The organism is Collinsella sp. AK_207A, from assembly GCF_902501965.1.
GTDB lineage: Bacteria > Actinomycetota > Coriobacteriia > Coriobacteriales > Coriobacteriaceae > Collinsella.
This window is the reverse complement of sequence record NZ_CABWID010000014.1, coordinates 184,646-202,650: the sequence shown is the minus strand read 5'-3', so window position 1 is coordinate 202,650 and position 18,005 is coordinate 184,646. Positions and strand designations below refer to the sequence as shown.

Sequence of the window (18,005 nt, the reverse complement as noted above, 5' to 3'; positions counted from 1 at the left end):
CCTACTCGCCGTCCTCGGAAGCGTCCACGCTCATGGCCTCGATCTGCGCGATATCCTCGGCCGAGAGCTCGTCATCGTCGTCGGCGAGCTCGGAGGCGCCTTCAAAGGCGAAGGCCAAACCGCAGATGCGCACCTCGTCGCCCGGCTGCACCCCGGCGTTCACCAGGGCGTCGTCCAGACCGAGCCGTGAGAAGCGGTGCTGGAGGTAGGTGACGGCCTCATCGTTCTCCCAGTCCGTCTGGACCACCAGGCGCTCGATACGGGTGCCCCGCACACGCCAGGCATGCGCTTCCTCGCGCTGGATGGCGAAGGCGCGCTCGCGGGCGAGACGACGACGCTCCCAGAGGCCCTCGTCCACCACGGGTTCGGCGGCGGCCTCCTCGGCGATCTGGCGACGCAGCTTGGCGACCATCTCGCCGCAGGCGAGCTTGAAGCCGTTCATGCCGGCCCCGGTCAGCGCGGAGACGGCGAAGAACCGATGGCCGTCCGCCACCGCCGCTCGGCGCAGCTCCTCCACGCGCTCGGTCATACCGGAGGCATCGCACTTGTTGGCCACCACCACCTGCGGGCGCGCGGCGAGTTCGGGAGCGTAGGCCTCGAGCTCGCGGTTGATGACGCGGTAGTCCTCGAGGGGGTCGCGCCCCTCGAAGCCGCCGGTGATATCGACCACGTGCATGATGAGCGCCGTGCGCTCGATATGCCGGAGGAACTGGTGCCCGAGTCCCTTGCCCTCGCTCGCGCCCTCGATGAGTCCGGGCACGTCGGCCACGACGAAGCTGTAGTCGCCGGCGCGCACCATGCCGAGGTTGGGAACGAGCGTGGTGAAGGGGTAGTCCGCGATCTTGGGCCGGGCGGCGCTCATGCGAGCGATGAGCGAGCTCTTCCCCACGGAGGGAAGGCCCACGAGCGCGGCGTCAGCCATGAGCTTGAGCTCGAGCTCGATCCAGTGCTCATGCGCGGGCTCGCCCTTCTCGGCGAAGGCGGGAGAGCGGCGCGTGGACGAGACGAAATGGGGGTTGCCGCGTCCCCCGGCGCCGCCGGGGGCGACCACGATGCGCTCGCCGGGGTGCGTGAGGTCGGCCAGGCGCTCGGTATGCTCCATGGTGGCAGGGTCGAGCTCCCAGACCACAGTCCCCAGCGGAACCTTCAGCAACAGGTCCTCGCCGTCCTTACCATCCTTTTTAGAGCCCTGGCCGTGCGTCCCGCGCTCGGCACGGAAATGGTGCTTGAAACGGTAGTCGATCAGTGAGGAGAGCTGGGGGTCGGCAACGACCACGACGTCGCCGCCGCGCCCGCCGTCGCCGCCATCGGGTCCTCCCTTGGGCACGAACGCCTCGCGTCTGAACGACATGCAGCCCGCGCCGCCGTCGCCGCCGCACACATTGATGCGGCACATATCGGTGAACTGGCCCATAGGGTCCTTTCGAACGATGAGTGAGACCGGGAGCGAACGCTCAGGCGCCGCTGTTCCCGATGGTATCAAAAGAGGCTCCCCAGCGCTGCCAGGGAGCCTCCCATGTGAACCTTGTGCGTGAAGGATCGATTAGGCCTCGACGACGGGGTGCACGTTCACGCGGTGCTTGAGACCCTTGGTGAATTTGACCTTGCCCTCGACGAGCGCGAAGAGCGTGTCATCCTTGCCACGGCCGACGTTCTCGCCGGGGTGGATGTGCGTGCCGCACTGACGAACGAGGACCTCGCCAGCCTTCACGGTCTGGCCATCGAAACGCTTGGTGCCAAGGCGCTGGCCGCGGGAGTCGCGACCGTTACGGGAGGAACCAAGGCCTTTCTTGTGTGCCATGTCTGTACCTCTTTCCTAAACAGAACGTCCGAAGCAGCGTGCGCTACTCGGCCTCGGGGGCCTGAGCAGGCTCCTCGACGGATGCGGTCTTCTTAGCTGCGCGGCTCGTGGCCTGAACCTTGGTGATCTTCACCTTGGTGAGCTGCTGGCGGTGACCCTGCAGCTTGCGATAGCGCTTGCGCTTCTTGAACTTGAAGACGAGCTGCTTCTCGCCCTTGAACTGGTCGAGGATCTCAGCAGTGACCTTGGCCTTCTCAAGCTTGGCAGGGTCCGTGACGATCTTCTTGCCGTCGTTCAGGAACACGACGGGGAGGGTGACCTTGGAGCCGACCTCGCCCTCGAGCTTCTCGACGGTGATGACGTCATCGGTGGCGACTTTATACTGCTTGCCGCCGGTTTTCACGATTGCGTACATTTCCTTGCCCTTCATGCACTGGTGTATCTTGGCAACGGTCGTTCATGGTACCAGCGTCCCCCTAGCCCGTCAACAGGCAATTTGTGGGATTTCGCTGGATGCACAACTTGTGCGCCCGACAGCGAACGGAGCGAAGCCACGCGGAGGACGTTGACGGCCCCGCGCTCAGAGCGGGTCGACGGTCGCGCCATGCTCGCCCATGCCCCGCTGGTAGATGCGCTCCACCCGGTAGACGGGAATGCTCTCGAGGTCCTGGATGCCCGTGGACGCGATCGCGTCGGTGCTCCCCCTGAGCTCGCGGTCGAGCCGGGCGAGCAGGATCTCGGGCCGAAGCGACCCCTCGTTGTCGGCGCGGGTGTGGAGCACGAGATGGAACGCGCCCTCCCCTGCCGGCTCGAGCTCCCAGGAGCCGAGGGTCTTCGCGAGGTCGAGAACTTTCTGCTTGCCCGAGCGCTCGTAGGGAATCTCGGCGAGCTCGGAAACGGCGGCCATGGATGCCTTGAGCTCCTCCAGGGACATGCCGCAGGAAAGGTCGATCCGATACCCCACGCGGGTGATGAGGGCCGTGAGGGCCGGATCGCGCACGCCCACGTAGCCTGCCTGGACCGGACGCAGATCGGGGGCGCTCGCCCGGACCAGGCGCTCGAGCGCCTCGGGTCCGGGGACGAGCGCGGTCAGGAACACGTCGAACCACTCGCAGGTGGAACTCGTCCCCACTGGAAGCGCCGAGGTGTACCCCACGCGCATGTGGGGCGAGAAGCCCTGGCTCACCGCATAGGGAAGCCCGGCTCGGCGGATGGCGCGCTCGATGGAATGGATGACCTCGAGGTGGCCGAGATAGGCGAGGCGCCCCTGCTTCACGTAGCGGACGCGCAGCCGGAAGAGCGTCTGCTCGATAGCGGGCCGCGGGGCGCTCCGCAGCTGCTTGGCGGTCTTCTCGGCAGTATTCGAATTCCCGGACCCTTTTGCCTTCCTCGTCATACGCGCTCACCCACCAACACGTTCCTCACGCCCAGCGTGGGGCAGACGCCGCATCCGGTGCAGCTCGTGCGCGTGCAGTCGGGCGTGGTCTCGCCGGCGAGCGCGCGGCGGTACTCGCGCTGCATGAACCCCTTGGAGGAACCGGGGCTCACGTGGTCCCAGGGGAGGAGCGCATCGAGGTCGAACGGCTCGTGCGCGATCCCGTAGAGGTCGAGCCCGAGCTCCTCGCCCGCGGCGATCCAGTTGTCCAGGTTGAACTGCTCCGTCCAGGCGTCGAAGCGCTGGCCACGGCGCCAGGCGCCCTCGATGAGGCCCGCGGCCTCGCGCCCCATGCGAGAGAGCACGGCCTCGACGAGCGAGGTGGAGGCATCGTGGCAGTGCACGCGGACCGCGCGGTTGCGCACGCTCTCGAGCAGCAGCTTCTGCCTGCGCTTCACGTCCTCGTAATCGAGCTGCGCGCACCACTGGAAGGGCGTGTGCGGCTTGGGAATGAAGACGGAGACCGAGATGGAGACGGAGAGGCTGCCGCGCCGCGCCTTGGACACGACCTCGCGGCCGAGTTCGAGCACGTGGTCGGCGAGGTTCGCTATGGCCACTACGTCGTCATCGGTCTCTCCGGGGAGACCCATCATGAAGTAGAGCTTCATGCGGTTCCATCCCTCGAGGTAGGCGGCGCGGGCGGCGCGGTCGAGGTCCTCCTCGGTCACGTTCTTGTTGATGATGTCGCGCATGCGCTGGCTTCCGGCTTCGGGCGCGAAGGTCAGACCACCCTTCTTCTCGCCCGCCACCTCAAGCGCCATGTCGACGCCGAAGGAGTCGAGGCGCTGGGAGGGGATGCTCACCGAGATGCCCGTGTCCTCCAGGCGGCGGTTGAGGCGACGCAGGATGGCGCGACAGCAGGAGTGGTCGGTGGTGGAGAGCGAGGTCAGGCTGACCTCGTCGTAACCCGTGGCGGAGAGCCCGCGCGAGACGGCGGAGACGATCTGGTCGGGCGTACGCTCGCGCACCGGGCGGTACGTGATGCCCGCCTGGCAGAACCGGCAGCCGCGCGCGCAGCCGCGGAGCACCTCCACGGAGAGGCGGTCGTGCACGAGCTGGGCAAACGGCACCACGGACTGGGTGAGCGCGTCGGTGCCGCCGAAGTCCTCCACCACGCGCTTGTACACCACAGGGGGAACGTCCTCGCCCACGCGCGGGACGGCGTAGCCGCTCGGGGTGCAGGGCCCCTCGTGGCTGAGCCGGTACAGGGACGGCACGTAGACGCCGCGCAGACGCGCCAAGCCCCGCAGGACCTCAAGGCGACTGGCCCCGGCGTCGCGCAGACGGCGGTGCTCCCGGCAGATCTCGGCGATCGCTTCCTCGCCCTCACCGATCAGGAAGGCGTCGAAGAAGGCCGCGAGCGGCTCGGGGTTGAAGACGCTCGGACCGCCGCCGATGACGATCGGGTCCCCTTCCCCGCGTTCGTCGGCATGTAGGGGGATGCCCGCAAGGTCGAGGGCCTCGAGGTAGTTGGTAGCGGCCATCTCGTGGGGGATCTGGAAGCCCACGAGGTCGAATGAGGCGAGCGGGGCCGCGCCCTCGAGTGAGAGCAGCGGCACGCCGGCCGCGCGCATCGCGTCGGCCATGTCGATCCAGGGAACGTAGGCGCGCTCGCACGCCACGCCGGGAACGGCGTTCGCGCACTGGTAGAGGATGGCGAGTCCCTGGTTGGGCAGGCCGACCTCGTAGACGTCCGGATACACGAGGCAGCACCGGTAGTCCGCGTCGTCCTTGCGGATGGCGCCCCACTCGTGGTCGATGTAGCGGCTGGGCTTCTCAACATGCGCGAGCAGCGGCTCGAGCTCGTGGAAGCGGTCCTCGTAGGCGACCCGCATGCGCTTACGCTGCCTGGGCGACGTCGGCGGAATCGGCCGCGCGGGCGCGTCCGGAGACGAGCGAGATGAAATCGCGCCCGTGGCGAGCCGCGGAGGCGACGGCCTGGTTCGCGCGCGCGTAATCAACATCGGCCTCGTAGAGCGCGGTGAGCGCCCGGCCCATGGCATAGGTGCCGAAGCCTGCGACGAGCGCCTTCACCACGAAGCCGAGATGGCCGGCGGCGGGCACGACCGCCCGCGCCAGGGCGCGCATGAGCAGCCCCGCGACGAGTACCCCCGCCACCTCGTAGCCGCGCTCGGGGCGCACGGGCTTGCCGAACACGAGCGCCAGCTGCGCCATCATGCCCAGCTGGGCCACGGCCATGACTGGGAAGTCGGCACCGGGAACGAAGAGCAGCGCGCCCGTGACGAGGTTCGCCGCCGAGGCATTCAGGATGATGCGGTTGGCTGCGGCGACGCGCATGAACGGGAAGTTCGCGGCAAAGGCGGTGTCCTTCTCCGTGCGGTCGAGAATCCAGCGGGCGAGGGATTCGAGTAGGTACGTCTTGTTGGTGGCGGCCACGAGTCCGAGCATGGGCGTGTCCTCCTGGATGAAGCCGACTTCCACGGCACTCTCAGCGAGGACGACCGTGGGGGCGCCGCCGATGACGATCTCCTGCACGCGCTGCTGCAGGTGCTCGGACCCGCAGGAGATGACGATGGAGACGTCAGTGTCGGGCTTCACCGTCACCGGCGTCTCCCCCAGGCGCTCCACGCGCACGATCGCCGAGGTGGTCTGCGGCACGAGCGCCTCTCGAACCGTCCGGAGCAGGAAGGTGCTCGCGCTGCCGTCCACGAAGACGGAGACGCGCACGGGCACGTCGGAATCCTTCTTGGCGGACCCGGCCGCCTTGAAGGCACCGGCGATCTTATCGATGGGTACGTTCATGTTCTCTCCCCCTTATGAGAAGCGCTCGGCCCCGGGATACCCGACCGACCGGTGCGCCTAAGATGACTTGGCGCGATGGCGCCACACCGATTGTACGATACCCACCGTGGCGCACTGCATCATCATGGACGACGAGCCGAAGCTGATGAAGGGCAACGGGATGCCCGTGATGGGCATGAGACCGATGCACATGCCGATGTTCTCGAAGATCTGGAACGTCCACATGCCCACGATGCCTGCGCATACGAGCCGCTGGAAGGGCGAATCGGCCTTGTACGCCACGCGGATGGTGGCAAGGATGAGCACGGCATAGAGCGCAATCAGGAGGAAGGCGCCCAGAAAGCCGAAGGTCTCCGAGAGCAGGGCGAAGACGAAGTCCGTGTGCGCCTCGGGGAGGAAGCCCGAGCCCGACTGCGTGGCGTGCCCGATGCCCTTGCCGAAAAAGCCGCCCGAACCCACCGCGATGAGCGACTGCATGAGGTTGTACGCGTCGTCGGAGTTAGCGTTCTCAGGGTCGATGAACACGAGCAGGCGGTTCATCTGGTACTGCTTGATGAGGACGTCGTGCCCGAGCAGGCCGTCGAGTACGGAGTCGGCGGCGAGCAGCAGCGAGACGAGGCCGATGAGCATGGCGATGGTGGCGAGCACCCATTCCTTGCGGGGCCCGCTCATGCAGATGATCACCACGCCGCCCATAAAGACCACGAGTCCGCTGCCCAGGTCTCCCGCGAGTACGACCGAGCAGAACGGAATGGCGAGCATGCCGCAGAGCTTAGCGTACTCCCGCACGGAATCGATGCGACCGTTGTACTGGGCGCCCAACCCGGCCATGAAGAACGCCGTGATGATCTTCGCGAGTTCCACCGGCTGGAAGGTGAGGCCGATGCCGGGCAGCTTCATCCAACCGGTCATGCCCTTGGCGTTGTACGAGAGGCCGGGGATGTAGGGCGAGAAGATCACCAGGATGTCGATCGCCAGGAGCACCGTGGACATCCCGGCGAGCCCCCGCAGGTCCGTGCGGGCGAGTAGCACGGCGAGGACGAGGCCGAGGCCGATGCCCAGGAGGTGGCGCGGGAACGACGCCTCAGCGATGGAGAGCGAGGCGGTCCAGATGATGAGCGAGCCGTAGGCGATGAGCGCCGCGGTGGCAAGGAGCACGGTGACGTTCACCTGCTGCGAGATTCCCCCGCGCACGGAAGATCGCTGCTTGTTCACACGCTTGAGGCTGCTGGCATTCGAAGACATGGCATCCACCCCCTACATGGTCTGATCGGACGTGCCGCTATAGGACGTATCGGGCGAGTCGTAGATGGCGCCGAGCACGTTGCGTACGGCGGGCATCGCGCACTCGGCGCCGAATCCGCCGCGCTCGATGATGCACGCCACAACGTATTGCGGCTTATCGAAGGGCGCGTAGGCGACGAACCAGCCATACTCGTCCTCACCAGATTTCTCGCCGGTACCGGTCTTTGCCGCCACGCTCACGGGAAGGTTGTTGAAGTGCGCCGCGACCGAGGCTGACTCCTCGTAGGGCATGCCATGGAGGCCATCGCGGATAAGCTCGAGATCGGCTTTGGCGTGGATCTTCGCTGTCAGGCGCTCCTTCTTCTGGTAGGTGGCGGCATCCCCCTCACCGTCGCGGGCGACGGCGGAGAGGAAGACGTGCGGTACGTACTGGGTGCCGCCGTTGGCGATACCGGCGTACACGCACGCCATCTGGATCGGGGTGACGAGGATATCGCCCTGGCCGATGACGATGTTCAGCAGGTCGCCCGCGTTCCAGGAGCGCTGGTCGTCCGTCCAGTCCTTGAAGTAGGACTCCTTCCAGTCCTTGTCGGGCACGCGGCCCGGCTCCTCGCTCGGCAAATCGACACCGGTGGCCTCGCCGAGGCCGTGACGGCGGAAGACCTGCTGGAGGCCGTCGTTGTCGCTCTTGGCGTTCCAGAAGCCCTTGGCCACGTCGTAGAAGACGGAGTCACAGGAGTAGACGATGCCGTTTCTCAGGTTGATGGTGCCGTGTCCGCTATGGTTCCAGCACCACTTGCCGCTGGACTTGCCGAAGCCCGTCCAAAAGCCCGTGCAGTTGGTGGTCTGGGAAGCCGAGTAGACGCCGAACTCCATGCCGGCGAGCGAGGAGAGCGGCTTGATGGTCGAGGCCGACATGTACTGGCCGCCGATGGCGCGGTTAACGAGCGGCGTGCGGTGCTCCTCGGAGTTGAGCTTGTCCCAATCATCGCTCGAGATGCCGCCCACGAACGCCGAGGGATCGAAGGTCGGCGCGCTCGCCATGCCCAGGATCTCGCCGTTCGTGCAGTCCAGGCACACGATGGCGGCGGCGTCGCCGGCACGGGCCGTACCCTGGGCGCGCTCCATGCCGATCTTCAGACCCTCTTCGCATGCCTGCTGGATCTTGAGCGAGATGGTGAGCTTGATATCGCTGCCGGGCCGGGGATCCACGGAGCCTGCCTGGCCCACCACCGTGCCGGCAGAGTCCACGCGCACCGTCTGCTCGCCCCGAATGCCCTGGAGCAGCGACTCGTAGCGGCCCTCCACGCCGGCCTGGCCCACGATATCGCCCGACTCGTACGTGATATCGCCGGCGCTCTTGGAGGAGTCCTTCTTCTGTTTATCGAGCTGCTCCTGGGTGATGGTGCCGGTGTAGCCGAGCAGGTGGCACGCGAGCGTGCCGTAGGGATAGGAGCGCTCGGAGCCCTCCACCACGTTCACGCCGGGGAACTCCGCGGCGTGCTCCTGGATGTAGGCCACGGTGGAGCGGCGCACGTCGGACGCGATGGCGTGCAGGCTCTGCGCGCTCTGGCTGTAGTCCTGGATGCTCCGCATGACGGCGATGTAGGGCAAGCCGAGCACATTCGCGAGATGGCGCACGGTCACGGTATCGTCGGCGAGCGACCGGTACGAGGACACGTTCAGCGTGGCCCGATTCGTGACGAGCTCCACGCCGTCGCGGTCGAGGATACGCCCGCGCGGGGCCGCGGTGGTGACGGTACGGGTGCGGTTCTCCTCGGAAAGCGTCTCGTAATGGTCCGAGGAGACCATCTGCATGCTCCAGAGCTTAGCGATGAGCGCCACGAGCGATGCCCCGGCGGCGAAAGACAGGATCTGGAAGCGCCCCTTGAGCTGGGAGCCGGAGGTGTTGCCCTCCCCTTCCGAAGCCTTCGGCCGGGTGCCGGTAACCGTGTCGAACGTAAAACGCCCGGAATAGCTGCGCAGCACAAAGAGCGAGATGAGGATCGCCAGCATGAGAATGGCGCCGGCGATGATGACGATGAGCTTGGCATCCATGGCGGCTACCTACCTCAGCCCCTTGTACCGCGAGCCGTGTCGCGCCGCGCTGAAGCCCCGGCCCGCGTCGCCCGAGCCAAAGCAGGCGAGCAGCGGCAGGCTGGCGATGACGCTCAAGATGCCCGTGGCGAGCCCGTGACCGAAAACAGAGCTCACGAAGCTCGTGTCGACGCCGAGGAGGAAGGAGGCGAATCCGTAAGCGAGGCAGACGACGAGCACCGCGGCCGCGGTCAGGCGGATGCCATCGCTGGTGAACCCGAGCGCATGGCCGCCCGAAGCACCTGCGAGCGCGAACGCCGCGATGGTGAGCAAGAACGACATGAGCCCCACGGGAACCGCATTGGTGAGGTCGAAGAAGAGGCCGAGGGCAAAGCCCGCAAGCGCGGCCTGGCCCGGAGCGAGCGCCGGGGCGAGCGCGCAGGCGAGCGCGACGGCCAGGTTGAAGGTCCCGCCCAGGATCGAGATATGCGAGGCGAGCGCCACCTGCAGAACGAGCGAGATGACGACGGGGGCGATGAAGCGGCTTTTGGAAGAGCTGGGATTGGAACCGAGACCGCTGAGCGGCATGCTACTGCCCTCCCGTCGTGGTAGTGGTCGAGGTGGAAGGGGTATTCGTGGACGAGCTCTTGGAATCCGTGGACTGGGAATCGGTGGAGATCGAGGACGAGCCGGACGAACCATCCGTCGAGGTTCCCGCTGAAGCGTCGGTGGAGGAACTGCCCTGCGGCGTGGCGTTGGCGCCCGCCACCTCTTCATCGGAGGCCACTTGGTCATCGCTCAGCGCGGTGACGACCAGCACCTCCTCGTTGCTCTCGGCCGAGGCCTGGGCGCGCACCACGATGGTGTAGTACGAGGAGTTGGAATCCTTGGTGACCGAGGAGACGGTGCCGAGCGGCAGACCCTTGGGGAAGACGCCGCCGATGCCCGAGGTGATCACGATATCGCCGGCCTTCACCTCGGCGTCAGCCGACACGTAGGACAGGCGAAGCGTGCCGTCGGACTGGCCGAGCAGCATACCCTGGGCGCGCGAGCTCTGGATCATCGCGGAGACGCCGGACTGCTCGTCGGTGATCAGGCGCACGGTCGCCGAGGTGGCCGAGACCTCCACGATCTGACCGATCACGCCCACGGAGTTGCAGACCGGCATGCCGACGGTGAGTCCGGCGGCCGAGCCCTTGTCGATCGTGACGGTCTTCGACCACGAGCTGCCGGAGCCGCCGATGATGCGGGCGGCGGTGGACTTCAGCTTATAGGTTGACTGCAGGCCGAGCAGCCCCTCCAAACGGGTTGCCGTGGCCTCGGCCTCCGAGAGCTCGGCCACCTTGGCCGTGAGCTCGGCATTCTGCTTCTTGAGGTCCGAAAGCGTCTCCCGGGAGGCGGAGAGGTTCTCTGCCGCGTTGCCGAGCGCGCCGAAGGGCGCGGTCACGAGAGAACCGAGCATCTGCACGGGCGTGGTCACGGTCTCGACCGCGCCGCGCACGCCGTGTACGATGCCGCCGTCGCCCTCGCGCACGTAGAACGTGAGCAGCAACAGGGATATCAGGCAGCAAACGACGAGCTGAGCCATGCCCGAAGACTGTCGCTTGCCGCCCAGTTGTGCTGAGTACCTGGGGCTTTTCGCCAAAACAGGGTCTCCTTCTAGGCGTTGCTCTGAACGAAGCCGCCGTCGAACGCGTTCGCCTCGAGCACGCGCGCGCACCCGTTGACGACGTTGTCGAGCGCGGTGGGGCTGACGTTCACGGCCACACCGGTCTCGTCGCGCAGGCGGATGTCGAGACCGCGCAGGAGCGCGCCGCCGCCGGTGAGCAGGATGCCGTAGTACATGAGGTCGGAGGCGAGGTCGGGCGGCGTGGCGTCGAGCGCGTCCTTCACGGCCTTGGTCATCTCGTCGAGCGGCTTCTGGAGGGCGCGGCGAATCTCCTCGCTCTCGATGCGAACCGTCTTGGGCAGGCCCGAGATCACGTCGCGGCCGTTGACCTCCACATCGAGCTCGTCCTTGAGCGGCACCGCGGAACCGACCTTGATCTTGATGTCCTCGGCTGTGCGCTCGCCGATCGCCAGGTTGTAGGCGTCGCGAACATGGGTGAGAATGGCCTGGTCGAACTCATCACCCGCCACGCGGATGGACTGGGAGACGACGATGCCGCCCATGGCGATGACGGCGACCTCGGTGGTGCCGCCGCCGATGTCGATGACCATGGAGCCGGTGGGCTCCTCAACGGGAAGGTCGGCGCCGATGGCGGCGGCCATGGGCTCCTCGATGAGGTACGCCTGGCGCGCGCCGGCCTGGATGGTCGCCTCGAAGACGGCACGCTTCTCCACCGACGTCACGCCCGAGGGCACGCAGACGACCACGCGGGGCCGCGGTGTCCAGGGATAGCGCTTCTCGCTCGCCTTGTCGATGAAGTAGCGAAGCATGGCCTCGGTGACGTCGAAGTCGGCGATCACGCCGTCCTTCAGGGGACGCACGGCCACGATGTTGCCGGGGGTACGGCCGAGCATGCGCTTGGCCTCGATGCCCACGGCGAGGATGCGCTCATCGTCCTTGTTGATGGCGACCACGGAGGGCTCGCGAAGGACGATGCCCTTGCCGCGAACCGACACGAGCGTGTTCGCGGTGCCGAGATCGATAGCGAGGTCTCCGTCGTACTGTCCGAAGAACATGTCCATGAGGGAAAACACAGGTACGCTCCCAGGTGGTCGTCAGGGTCTAGTTGGAGGTGCCGGTCGTCGCAGCGGTGCCGTCGGTCGTCGCGGCGGTATCGGTGCTGGAGGCGCCATCGGTAGCCGCCGTGTCCGCCGCGGAGGCGTCCGTGGCCGCGGAGCCGGTATCGGTCTTCGTGGAATTGGTGGTAGTGCCCGTGGCGTCGCTCCCGTTGCCGGAGAGGTCGACGGTCACGCTCGAGACGCGCCAGCCCAGACCCTCGCGCACGAAGCCGACCTCGTAGGTCTGGGTACCGCCCTTGGAGAGCGTCACCTTGACCGTGGCCGTGGACTCCGTCATGGATTGGTCCATGCCCTCGATCGCGGGCGTGGCGCCCTGCGGGATGGTGGACGTGATCACGGCCTTGGCATCGTCGGAAAGCCCAGAGGCGAGGTACTCATCGGTGCTGGAACCATCCGTCACCGCGGTGAAGAGGCCCGTGAGCGAGCTCTGCTGGCTGGGATAGCCGAACCCGCGCGTGTAGGCGAAGGCGAGACCGCCCGCGACGATCACGAGCAGCACGAAGATGGTGAGGAACACCTTGAGGCCGGTGTGGTTGTGCTTGCGACGCACCTTCTGCTGGACCTTGTCCTGCTGGATCATCTCGGACTCGGAGAGCGTGAAGAAGCCGGTGTCGGAAGGGTCGGGCATGAACTGTCCGGACTTGCCGAGCGGGTCGAGTGGGTCCACGGCGGGGGTCAGGGGCGCATCCGCGACAGGCGCCATGGAGCGGCTGGTCGAGAGGGCGTCCTGTGCCGACTGGAACGAGGCGGCTTCCTCGGCGGTAAGCTGGTAGAGGCCATCGGACGTTGCACGCTGGAAGGCGTCCACCGCGTCCTGCGGACGACCGCAGGCGGCGAGGGCCTGGCCCAGGCCGGCCTGGATGGAGCGCGTGTCGTCCTGCGGGCCGGCGTAGTCGACGGCGGTCCGGTAGGACTCGGCGGCGTCCTGGGCGCGACCGATCTTCAGGAAACAGGCACCGAGCTTGGCGAGCGCCAGGGCGGGGGCGGGGTTGGTCCCGTCGATGGCGGCCTGGCGGAAAGCCACGCCGGCGTTGGTGGGGTCGCCCGACTCGAGCAGCGCGTCGCCAAGGCCGAGATACGCCTTGTACGGAGTGGCGTAGCTCGCGTCCTGCGTGGCGGCCTGGAAGCTCGCCTGGGCGCTCGCGAAGTCGCCCGAGGCGGCGTAGGCCTTGCCCTGGTTGGTAAGCAGCGCGCCGCGACGGCCGTAGGAGGCGTCGGCAAGCGCCTCGCCGTAGGCGATGGCGGCGTCACGGAAGAGACCCAGGCGCATGAGCGAGTTGCCGCGCAGGTGGTCAGCCTCCCCCGCCGCCTCGCCGGGCTGCTTGGCCGCGGCGAAGAGCTGGGCCGCCTGGGCGAAGTCCCCGGCGCGATAGGCGTTGCGAGCGTTCTCGAGAAGTTGGGCGTTCACGTGTGCTCCTTACCTTGAGCGTGCGAATGGGTGGCGGGAAGCCCCGCCCGCTGGGCTTTAAGCCTCGTGGATGATCTCCACGTGCTCGATGACGTCGCCCGCGCGCAGCCGGCGAATGACGTCGAGGCCCTCAAGCGTGGTGCCGAAGACGGTGTAACCGGAATCGAGGTTGTGCTGGGCACCCAGGCAGAAATAGAACTGGGAGCCCGCGGAATCCGGGTTCATGGAGCGTGCCATGGCGAGCGCTCCGTCAACATGGCTGTTATTGGGGTTGGTGGCGAACTCGCCCTTGATGCACCAGCCGGGGCCGCCGGTACCGGGCATGCCGTCGGGGCCGGGCTCGCCCGCCGCCACCTGCTCGGGCGTCATGTCGCGCGTGTTGGGGCAACCGCCCTGGATCACGAAGCCGGGCACGTAGCGATGGAACTTGAGACCGTCGTAGAACCCCATGGTGGCGAGCTCGCAGAAGTTTGCGGCGTGGATGGGGGCGCCCACCGTGTCGAGCTTGACCTTGATGGTCCCCTTTGACGTGGTGATGACGGCACCCTCGTCGCCGGCGAGCTGGTAGTCGGGCTGATGGAGCTTCTGTCCGAACATACATCCCCTTCCCGGGAAGAATCGTCGTATCCCAATGATTCTAGCAAGAAGCAGGGGCATTCACATATTCGGCATGGCGCGACCGCCCGAGCGGGGAACGGCGGTCGCGCCATGCCGCCGCCCGCTCTCAGGCGGCGGGCTGCTGCGGCTTGTACTCGTTCACGTGGGCGTAGAAGCTCGTCTTGGCGTCCTCGTCCTCCTGGGCGCGCTCGCGCAGGGGGGCGAGAATCTCGGATTGATGCTCGCGCGGGAGGTCGTCCCCTGTAAAGGAGAGCGAGATATCCCAGGAGACGCAGTAGATGTCCACGCGCGACCGGACCCAGCCCGCGAGCTCGAGCAGGTTCTGAACCTCCTGGGAGTAGGCGGAACCATCGGCGAGTCTGAGTGATTTCAGCTCATCGATCGCGGTATCCAGGGCGTCGCGCGCGGCGTAGGCCCCCTCGGAGGCGCTCTTGCGACGATTCAGGTCCGAGGCGATGAACCCGCCGTTGTAGTCGTCCACGATCTGGGAGAGCGCGTCGTGCTGCGCGGTAATCGTCTCGTACAGGGTGACCAGCCGCTGGTATGCCTGAGCGTCGGTGAGCACCTCGTCTTGCGGCTGCTCCGCCGTCGATGCCGCGGCCCCGCCCGCCGAGCCCGCCTCGGCCCGCTGGCGGCTGGGGAACATCTGGCTCGCCGAGCTCTTGAGCCGCGAGACGGCGGTGGGCATGACTCCCAGTGGGTCCTCGCGGACGAACCACACGCCGCCGCCCACGAGCGCCACCAGGACCAGGCAGGCAAGGAGGCGCCGGACCCACCGGCGGCGGGGCTTGTGGTACGGGTCGGCCGTCTCGTCGTCCGACGTCGCCGCGGGAGCCACGCGGCTCTCCCCGGAACGCTCGGCGGCGGCGATGTCGCCGGCGTCGAGCACGCTCGTGGCGAACGGGTCAACCTCCTCATGGACGGTCCGGGACGCGGTCATGGCATCGTGCTTGAGGTCGGGAAGCTCCGATTCGATCATCTGGTGCGAAAGACGCGGGAAGCTCGCCGTCCGTCCAGCCGCCAGGTCAGAGGAGGCCGAATCCGCGGAGAGGATGCCGGGGGCCGGACGCCCGCACTTGGGACAGGTGCGGTCCTTCGGGTGGAGGCGCGCGCCGCAGCCCTCGCAGAAGACGAACTCGGAATGGCTCGAAGCGCCAGAACCCAGGTACGAATGGCAATGCGGACAGAACGACACGTCGTCGTCAACGCTTTTCAGGCAATGGGGGCAGATCATGTCCCACCTTTCGGAATCCCTATCGATCGAGCAGGCTATTCAGCACGAAGGGCAGGATGCCACCGGCGCGGAGATACGCCGCCTCCGTTGCCGTGTCCACGCGCACCCGCGCCTGGAATGCCACCTCGGAACCGTCCTCGCGCACCGCGTGCACTTGGGCGAGCATGGGAAGCGGGCCCGCGGGCGGGAACGAGACGTCGTCGATGCCGAACACCTCGCGCCCGGTGAGGCCGAGCGACTGCGCGCTCTCGCCCTCCAGGAACTGGAGGGGCAGGATGCCCATGCCGACCAGGTTGGAGCGGTGGATGCGCTCGAAGCTCTGGGCGATGACGGCGCGCACGCCGAGCAGGCCCGGACCCTTGGCGGCCCAGTCGCGCGAGCTGCCGGATCCGTACATCTTGCCGGCGACGACCACGAGCGGGGCACCGTGGGCGCGGGCGCTCTCGGCGGCGTCGAAGATGCTCACGATCTCGCCCGAGAAGGGATCGCGCGTCCAACCGCCCACGCGGCCACTGGCCAGCGCGTTCTCAAGCTTCACGTTAGCGAAGGTGCCGCGCATCATGACCTCGTGGTTGCCGCGACGGCTGCCGTAGGTGTTGAAATCGGCGTCGGCGATGCCGCGCTCGCGCAGGTAGGCCGCGGCGGGCGAATCGGGGGCGATGGCGCCGGCGGGTGAGATGTGGTCGGTGGTCACGAAGTCGGGCAAGAGCGCCAGGCAGCGCGCGCCCTCGAGCGAGAACGAGGTACCGGGGCGCGCGTCCTCGAAGTACGAGGGACGGCGCACGTAGGTGGAGGCGGGGTCCCATGAGAACGTGGGGCTGGGTTCCGCGGCGAGCGCGCGCCAGTGCTCGTCGCCCTGGTAAAGCGCGGCGTCGGCGCCCTCATAGAGGCTCGGGTCGAGCACGCGAGAAAGAACGTCGGCGACTTCCTCGTCGGAAGGCAGCAGGTCGGCAAGGAAGACCGGACCGTCGGTGCCCTGGCAGACGGGCTGGTGCTCAAGGTCTACCTCGACGGTCCCGGCGAGGGCGTAGGCGACCACGAGCGCCGGAGCGGCCAGGTAGTTCTGGGCGACGTCGGGCGAGATGCGCCCGTCGAAGTTGCGGTTGCCCGAAAGCACGCTCGTGAGCTCGCAGTCGCCGGCGATCTCGTGCATCGGGGCGAAGACGGGGCCGGAGTTGCCGATGCAGCTCATGCAGCCGTAGCCGCAGGTGGCGAAACCCTGACGTGCGAGCGACTCGAGCAGGCCCGCGCGCTCGAGTAGCTCCGTGGTGGCATGGGAGCCGGGAGCGAGCACCTTCTTCACCCAAGGCAGGGGCTCGGCGCCGAGCTCGCAGGCGCGCTTCGCCACGAGGCCGGCGGCCACCATCATGGCCGGGTCGGTGGCGGTGGTGCAGCTGGTCACCGCGGCGATGGCGATGGCACCATGGCGAAGCTCGTAGGTTTCCCCATCGAAGGCGACCGGGAAGCTGCCGCCCGGCGTGCGGCCGTGCCCCGCGAGCGCGTCCTCGAAGCGCGCGGGAAGGGCGGCCACGTCCACCCGGTTGTGCGGACGAGAGGGGCCGGCGAGCGTGGGACGGATGGCCGAGAGGTCGATCTCGACCACCTGCGAGAACACGCGCTCGGGTTGGGGCGCGGCGTCGTCCAGGCCCTGCGCGGCGAGGTAGGCGCGCGTGATGGCGAGCTGCTCCGGCGCGCGGCCGGAGAGCTCGAGCTGCGCGAGGACGGCCGCGTCCGCGGGGAAAAGCGTGGCGGTGGCGCCGTACTCGGGGGTCATGTTGGAGATGGTGGCGCGCTGCGTGGCCGTGAGCGCCGAGACGCCGGGGCCGAAGCACTCCACGAGTTTGCCCACCACGCCCAGCGCGCGCAAGCGCTCGGCGAAGGTGAGCGCGACGTCCATGGCCGAGGCCGCATGGCCGAGCTCGCCCACCAGGCGAACGCCCACGACCTCGGGCACGAGCATGGTGATGGGCTGGCCAAGCGCCGCAGCCTCGGCCTCGATACCTCCCACGCCCCAGCCGAGCACACCCATGCCGTTGGCCGTGGTGGTGTGGGAATCGGTGCCCACGAGCGTGTCGAACGCGAGCGCGGGGGCGTCCGCGACGCGGTGCGCGGCGGGCCCCTCCATGGCCACCCGGCAGAAGCGCTCGATGTTCAGCTGGTGGCAGATGCCCTGTCCGGGCGGAACGATCTTGACGTTCTCAAAGGACACCTGGCTCCACTTGAGGAAGGCGAAGCGCTCGGCGTTGCGCTCGGCCTCGATCCGCGCGTTCTCGGCGGCGGCGCAGGCGCAGGAGACCACGTCGGCGGCAACGGAATGGTCCACGACGAGCGTGCAGGGAATCTGCGGGTTCACGCGCTCGGGGTCTCCCCCGCGCGCCGCAGCGGCATCGCGCATAGCGGCGAAGTCGACGAAGACGGGCACGCCGGTGAAATCCTGGAAGAGCACGCGCGCCGGCATGAACTCGATCTCGGGACCCGCCTCGCCGGCAAGGCCCGCGCGCACGATGGCCTCGGCCTGGGCGCGCGCCTCGACCGGGTCGGCCACGCAGCGGAGCACGTTCTCCACGAGGACCTGCAGCGACACGGGCAGCCGGTCCGCGCCGGGAATATCGTGCACAGCATAGTAGGTGTACGCGCAGCCACCCGCGACCAGCTCATGTTCGGCGAAGCGTTCCTCGGACATATCGATCTCCCCTGCTTTTGTTTGCTAAAGCGC

15 protein-coding genes are annotated in these 18,005 nt (G+C 67.7%); all 15 read right to left on the bottom strand.

From position 1 onward, the window contains the following. Position 1 precedes the first annotated feature (1 nt). The 15 genes from obgE to acnA all read right to left on the bottom strand — a co-directional run bounded on the left by obgE (position 2) and on the right by acnA (position 17,972). On the bottom strand, positions 2–1,414 hold the full coding sequence (gene obgE, locus GDJ97_RS04365; RefSeq protein ID WP_152069990.1) for a GTPase ObgE: 1,413 nt from the start codon (positions 1,412–1,414) through the stop codon (positions 2–4). 129 nt (positions 1,415–1,543) lie between these two features. Further along, positions 1,544–1,801: a 50S ribosomal protein L27 gene (gene rpmA, locus GDJ97_RS04360; protein ID WP_152069989.1), complete on the bottom strand. Its 258-nt coding sequence runs from the start codon at positions 1,799–1,801 to the stop codon at positions 1,544–1,546. Between the two features lie 43 nt (positions 1,802–1,844). Continuing rightward, positions 1,845–2,216: a 50S ribosomal protein L21 gene (gene rplU / locus GDJ97_RS04355; RefSeq protein WP_152070097.1), complete on the bottom strand. Its 372-nt coding sequence runs from the start codon at positions 2,214–2,216 to the stop codon at positions 1,845–1,847. A gap of 165 nt (positions 2,217–2,381) precedes the next feature. Further along, the gene (locus GDJ97_RS04350) at positions 2,382–3,197 is read right to left on the bottom strand and encodes a TIGR03936 family radical SAM-associated protein (RefSeq protein WP_152069988.1); all 816 of its coding nucleotides are present in this window, start codon (positions 3,195–3,197) and stop codon (positions 2,382–2,384) included. Further along, entirely contained in the window at positions 3,194–5,071 is a 1,878-nt protein-coding gene (locus tag GDJ97_RS04345; protein ID WP_152069987.1) for a TIGR03960 family B12-binding radical SAM protein, read from the bottom strand. Before GDJ97_RS04345 ends, GDJ97_RS04350 begins: the two co-directional genes overlap by 4 nt. A 4-nt stretch (positions 5,072–5,075) precedes the next feature. Further along, positions 5,076–5,999 carry a hypothetical protein gene (locus tag GDJ97_RS04340; RefSeq protein ID WP_152069986.1) on the bottom strand — a complete coding sequence of 308 codons (924 nt, stop codon included), beginning with the start codon at positions 5,997–5,999 and terminating at the stop codon, positions 5,076–5,078. A 57-nt stretch (positions 6,000–6,056) separates the two neighbouring features. Beyond that, entirely contained in the window at positions 6,057–7,244 is a 1,188-nt protein-coding gene (locus GDJ97_RS04335) for an FtsW/RodA/SpoVE family cell cycle protein (protein WP_152069985.1), read from the bottom strand. Between the two features lie 12 nt (positions 7,245–7,256). Beyond that, positions 7,257–9,302: a penicillin-binding protein 2 gene (gene mrdA, locus GDJ97_RS04330; RefSeq protein ID WP_152069984.1), complete on the bottom strand. Its 2,046-nt coding sequence runs from the start codon at positions 9,300–9,302 to the stop codon at positions 7,257–7,259. A 9-nt stretch (positions 9,303–9,311) separates the two neighbouring features. Further along, the gene (locus GDJ97_RS04325; RefSeq protein WP_152069983.1) at positions 9,312–9,869 is read right to left on the bottom strand and encodes a hypothetical protein; all 558 of its coding nucleotides are present in this window, start codon (positions 9,867–9,869) and stop codon (positions 9,312–9,314) included. A 1-nt stretch (position 9,870) separates the two neighbouring features. Then, on the bottom strand, positions 9,871–10,869 hold the full coding sequence (mreC, locus tag GDJ97_RS04320) for a rod shape-determining protein MreC (RefSeq protein WP_152070095.1): 999 nt from the start codon (positions 10,867–10,869) through the stop codon (positions 9,871–9,873). 71 nt (positions 10,870–10,940) lie between these two features. Continuing rightward, complete coding sequence (locus tag GDJ97_RS04315) at positions 10,941–11,972, bottom strand: rod shape-determining protein (RefSeq protein WP_152070094.1); 1,032 nt, start codon at positions 11,970–11,972, stop codon at positions 10,941–10,943. A gap of 40 nt (positions 11,973–12,012) precedes the next feature. Continuing rightward, complete coding sequence (locus GDJ97_RS04310; protein WP_152069982.1) at positions 12,013–13,437, bottom strand: tetratricopeptide repeat protein; 1,425 nt, start codon at positions 13,435–13,437, stop codon at positions 12,013–12,015. A 57-nt stretch (positions 13,438–13,494) separates the two neighbouring features. Then, positions 13,495–14,034 (bottom strand): peptidylprolyl isomerase, encoded by a 540-nt coding sequence (locus GDJ97_RS04305; RefSeq protein WP_152069981.1) that lies wholly within the window; start codon positions 14,032–14,034, stop codon positions 13,495–13,497. A gap of 127 nt (positions 14,035–14,161) precedes the next feature. Continuing rightward, entirely contained in the window at positions 14,162–15,289 is a 1,128-nt protein-coding gene (locus tag GDJ97_RS04300; RefSeq protein WP_152069980.1) for a zinc ribbon domain-containing protein, read from the bottom strand. Positions 15,290–15,308: 19 nt separating this feature from the next. Continuing rightward, entirely contained in the window at positions 15,309–17,972 is a 2,664-nt protein-coding gene (gene acnA, locus GDJ97_RS04295; protein ID WP_152069979.1) for an aconitate hydratase AcnA, read from the bottom strand. Positions 17,973–18,005 lie beyond the last annotated feature (33 nt).

What these genes read in the sequence shown, in the direction of transcription:
- obgE (WP_152069990.1), bottom strand. Translation starts at nt 1,414, where the DNA reads ATGGGCCAGTTCACCGATATGTGCCGCATCAATGTGTGCGGCGGCGAC.
- rpmA (WP_152069989.1), bottom strand. Translation starts at nt 1,801, where the DNA reads ATGGCACACAAGAAAGGCCTTGGTTCCTCCCGTAACGGTCGCGACTCC.
- rplU (WP_152070097.1), bottom strand. Translation starts at nt 2,216, where the DNA reads ATGTACGCAATCGTGAAAACCGGCGGCAAGCAGTATAAAGTCGCCACC.
- GDJ97_RS04350 (WP_152069988.1), bottom strand. Translation starts at nt 3,197, where the DNA reads ATGACGAGGAAGGCAAAAGGGTCCGGGAATTCGAATACTGCCGAGAAG.
- GDJ97_RS04345 (WP_152069987.1), bottom strand. Translation starts at nt 5,071, where the DNA reads ATGCGGGTCGCCTACGAGGACCGCTTCCACGAGCTCGAGCCGCTGCTC.
- GDJ97_RS04340 (WP_152069986.1), bottom strand. Translation starts at nt 5,999, where the DNA reads ATGAACGTACCCATCGATAAGATCGCCGGTGCCTTCAAGGCGGCCGGG.
- GDJ97_RS04335 (WP_152069985.1), bottom strand. Translation starts at nt 7,244, where the DNA reads ATGTCTTCGAATGCCAGCAGCCTCAAGCGTGTGAACAAGCAGCGATCT.
- mrdA (WP_152069984.1), bottom strand. Translation starts at nt 9,302, where the DNA reads ATGGATGCCAAGCTCATCGTCATCATCGCCGGCGCCATTCTCATGCTG.
- GDJ97_RS04325 (WP_152069983.1), bottom strand. Translation starts at nt 9,869, where the DNA reads ATGCCGCTCAGCGGTCTCGGTTCCAATCCCAGCTCTTCCAAAAGCCGC.
- mreC (WP_152070095.1), bottom strand. Translation starts at nt 10,869, where the DNA reads ATGGCTCAGCTCGTCGTTTGCTGCCTGATATCCCTGTTGCTGCTCACG.
- GDJ97_RS04315 (WP_152070094.1), bottom strand. Translation starts at nt 11,972, where the DNA reads ATGGACATGTTCTTCGGACAGTACGACGGAGACCTCGCTATCGATCTC.
- GDJ97_RS04305 (WP_152069981.1), bottom strand. Translation starts at nt 14,034, where the DNA reads ATGTTCGGACAGAAGCTCCATCAGCCCGACTACCAGCTCGCCGGCGAC.
- GDJ97_RS04300 (WP_152069980.1), bottom strand. Translation starts at nt 15,289, where the DNA reads ATGATCTGCCCCCATTGCCTGAAAAGCGTTGACGACGACGTGTCGTTC.
- acnA (WP_152069979.1), bottom strand. Translation starts at nt 17,972, where the DNA reads ATGTCCGAGGAACGCTTCGCCGAACATGAGCTGGTCGCGGGTGGCTGC.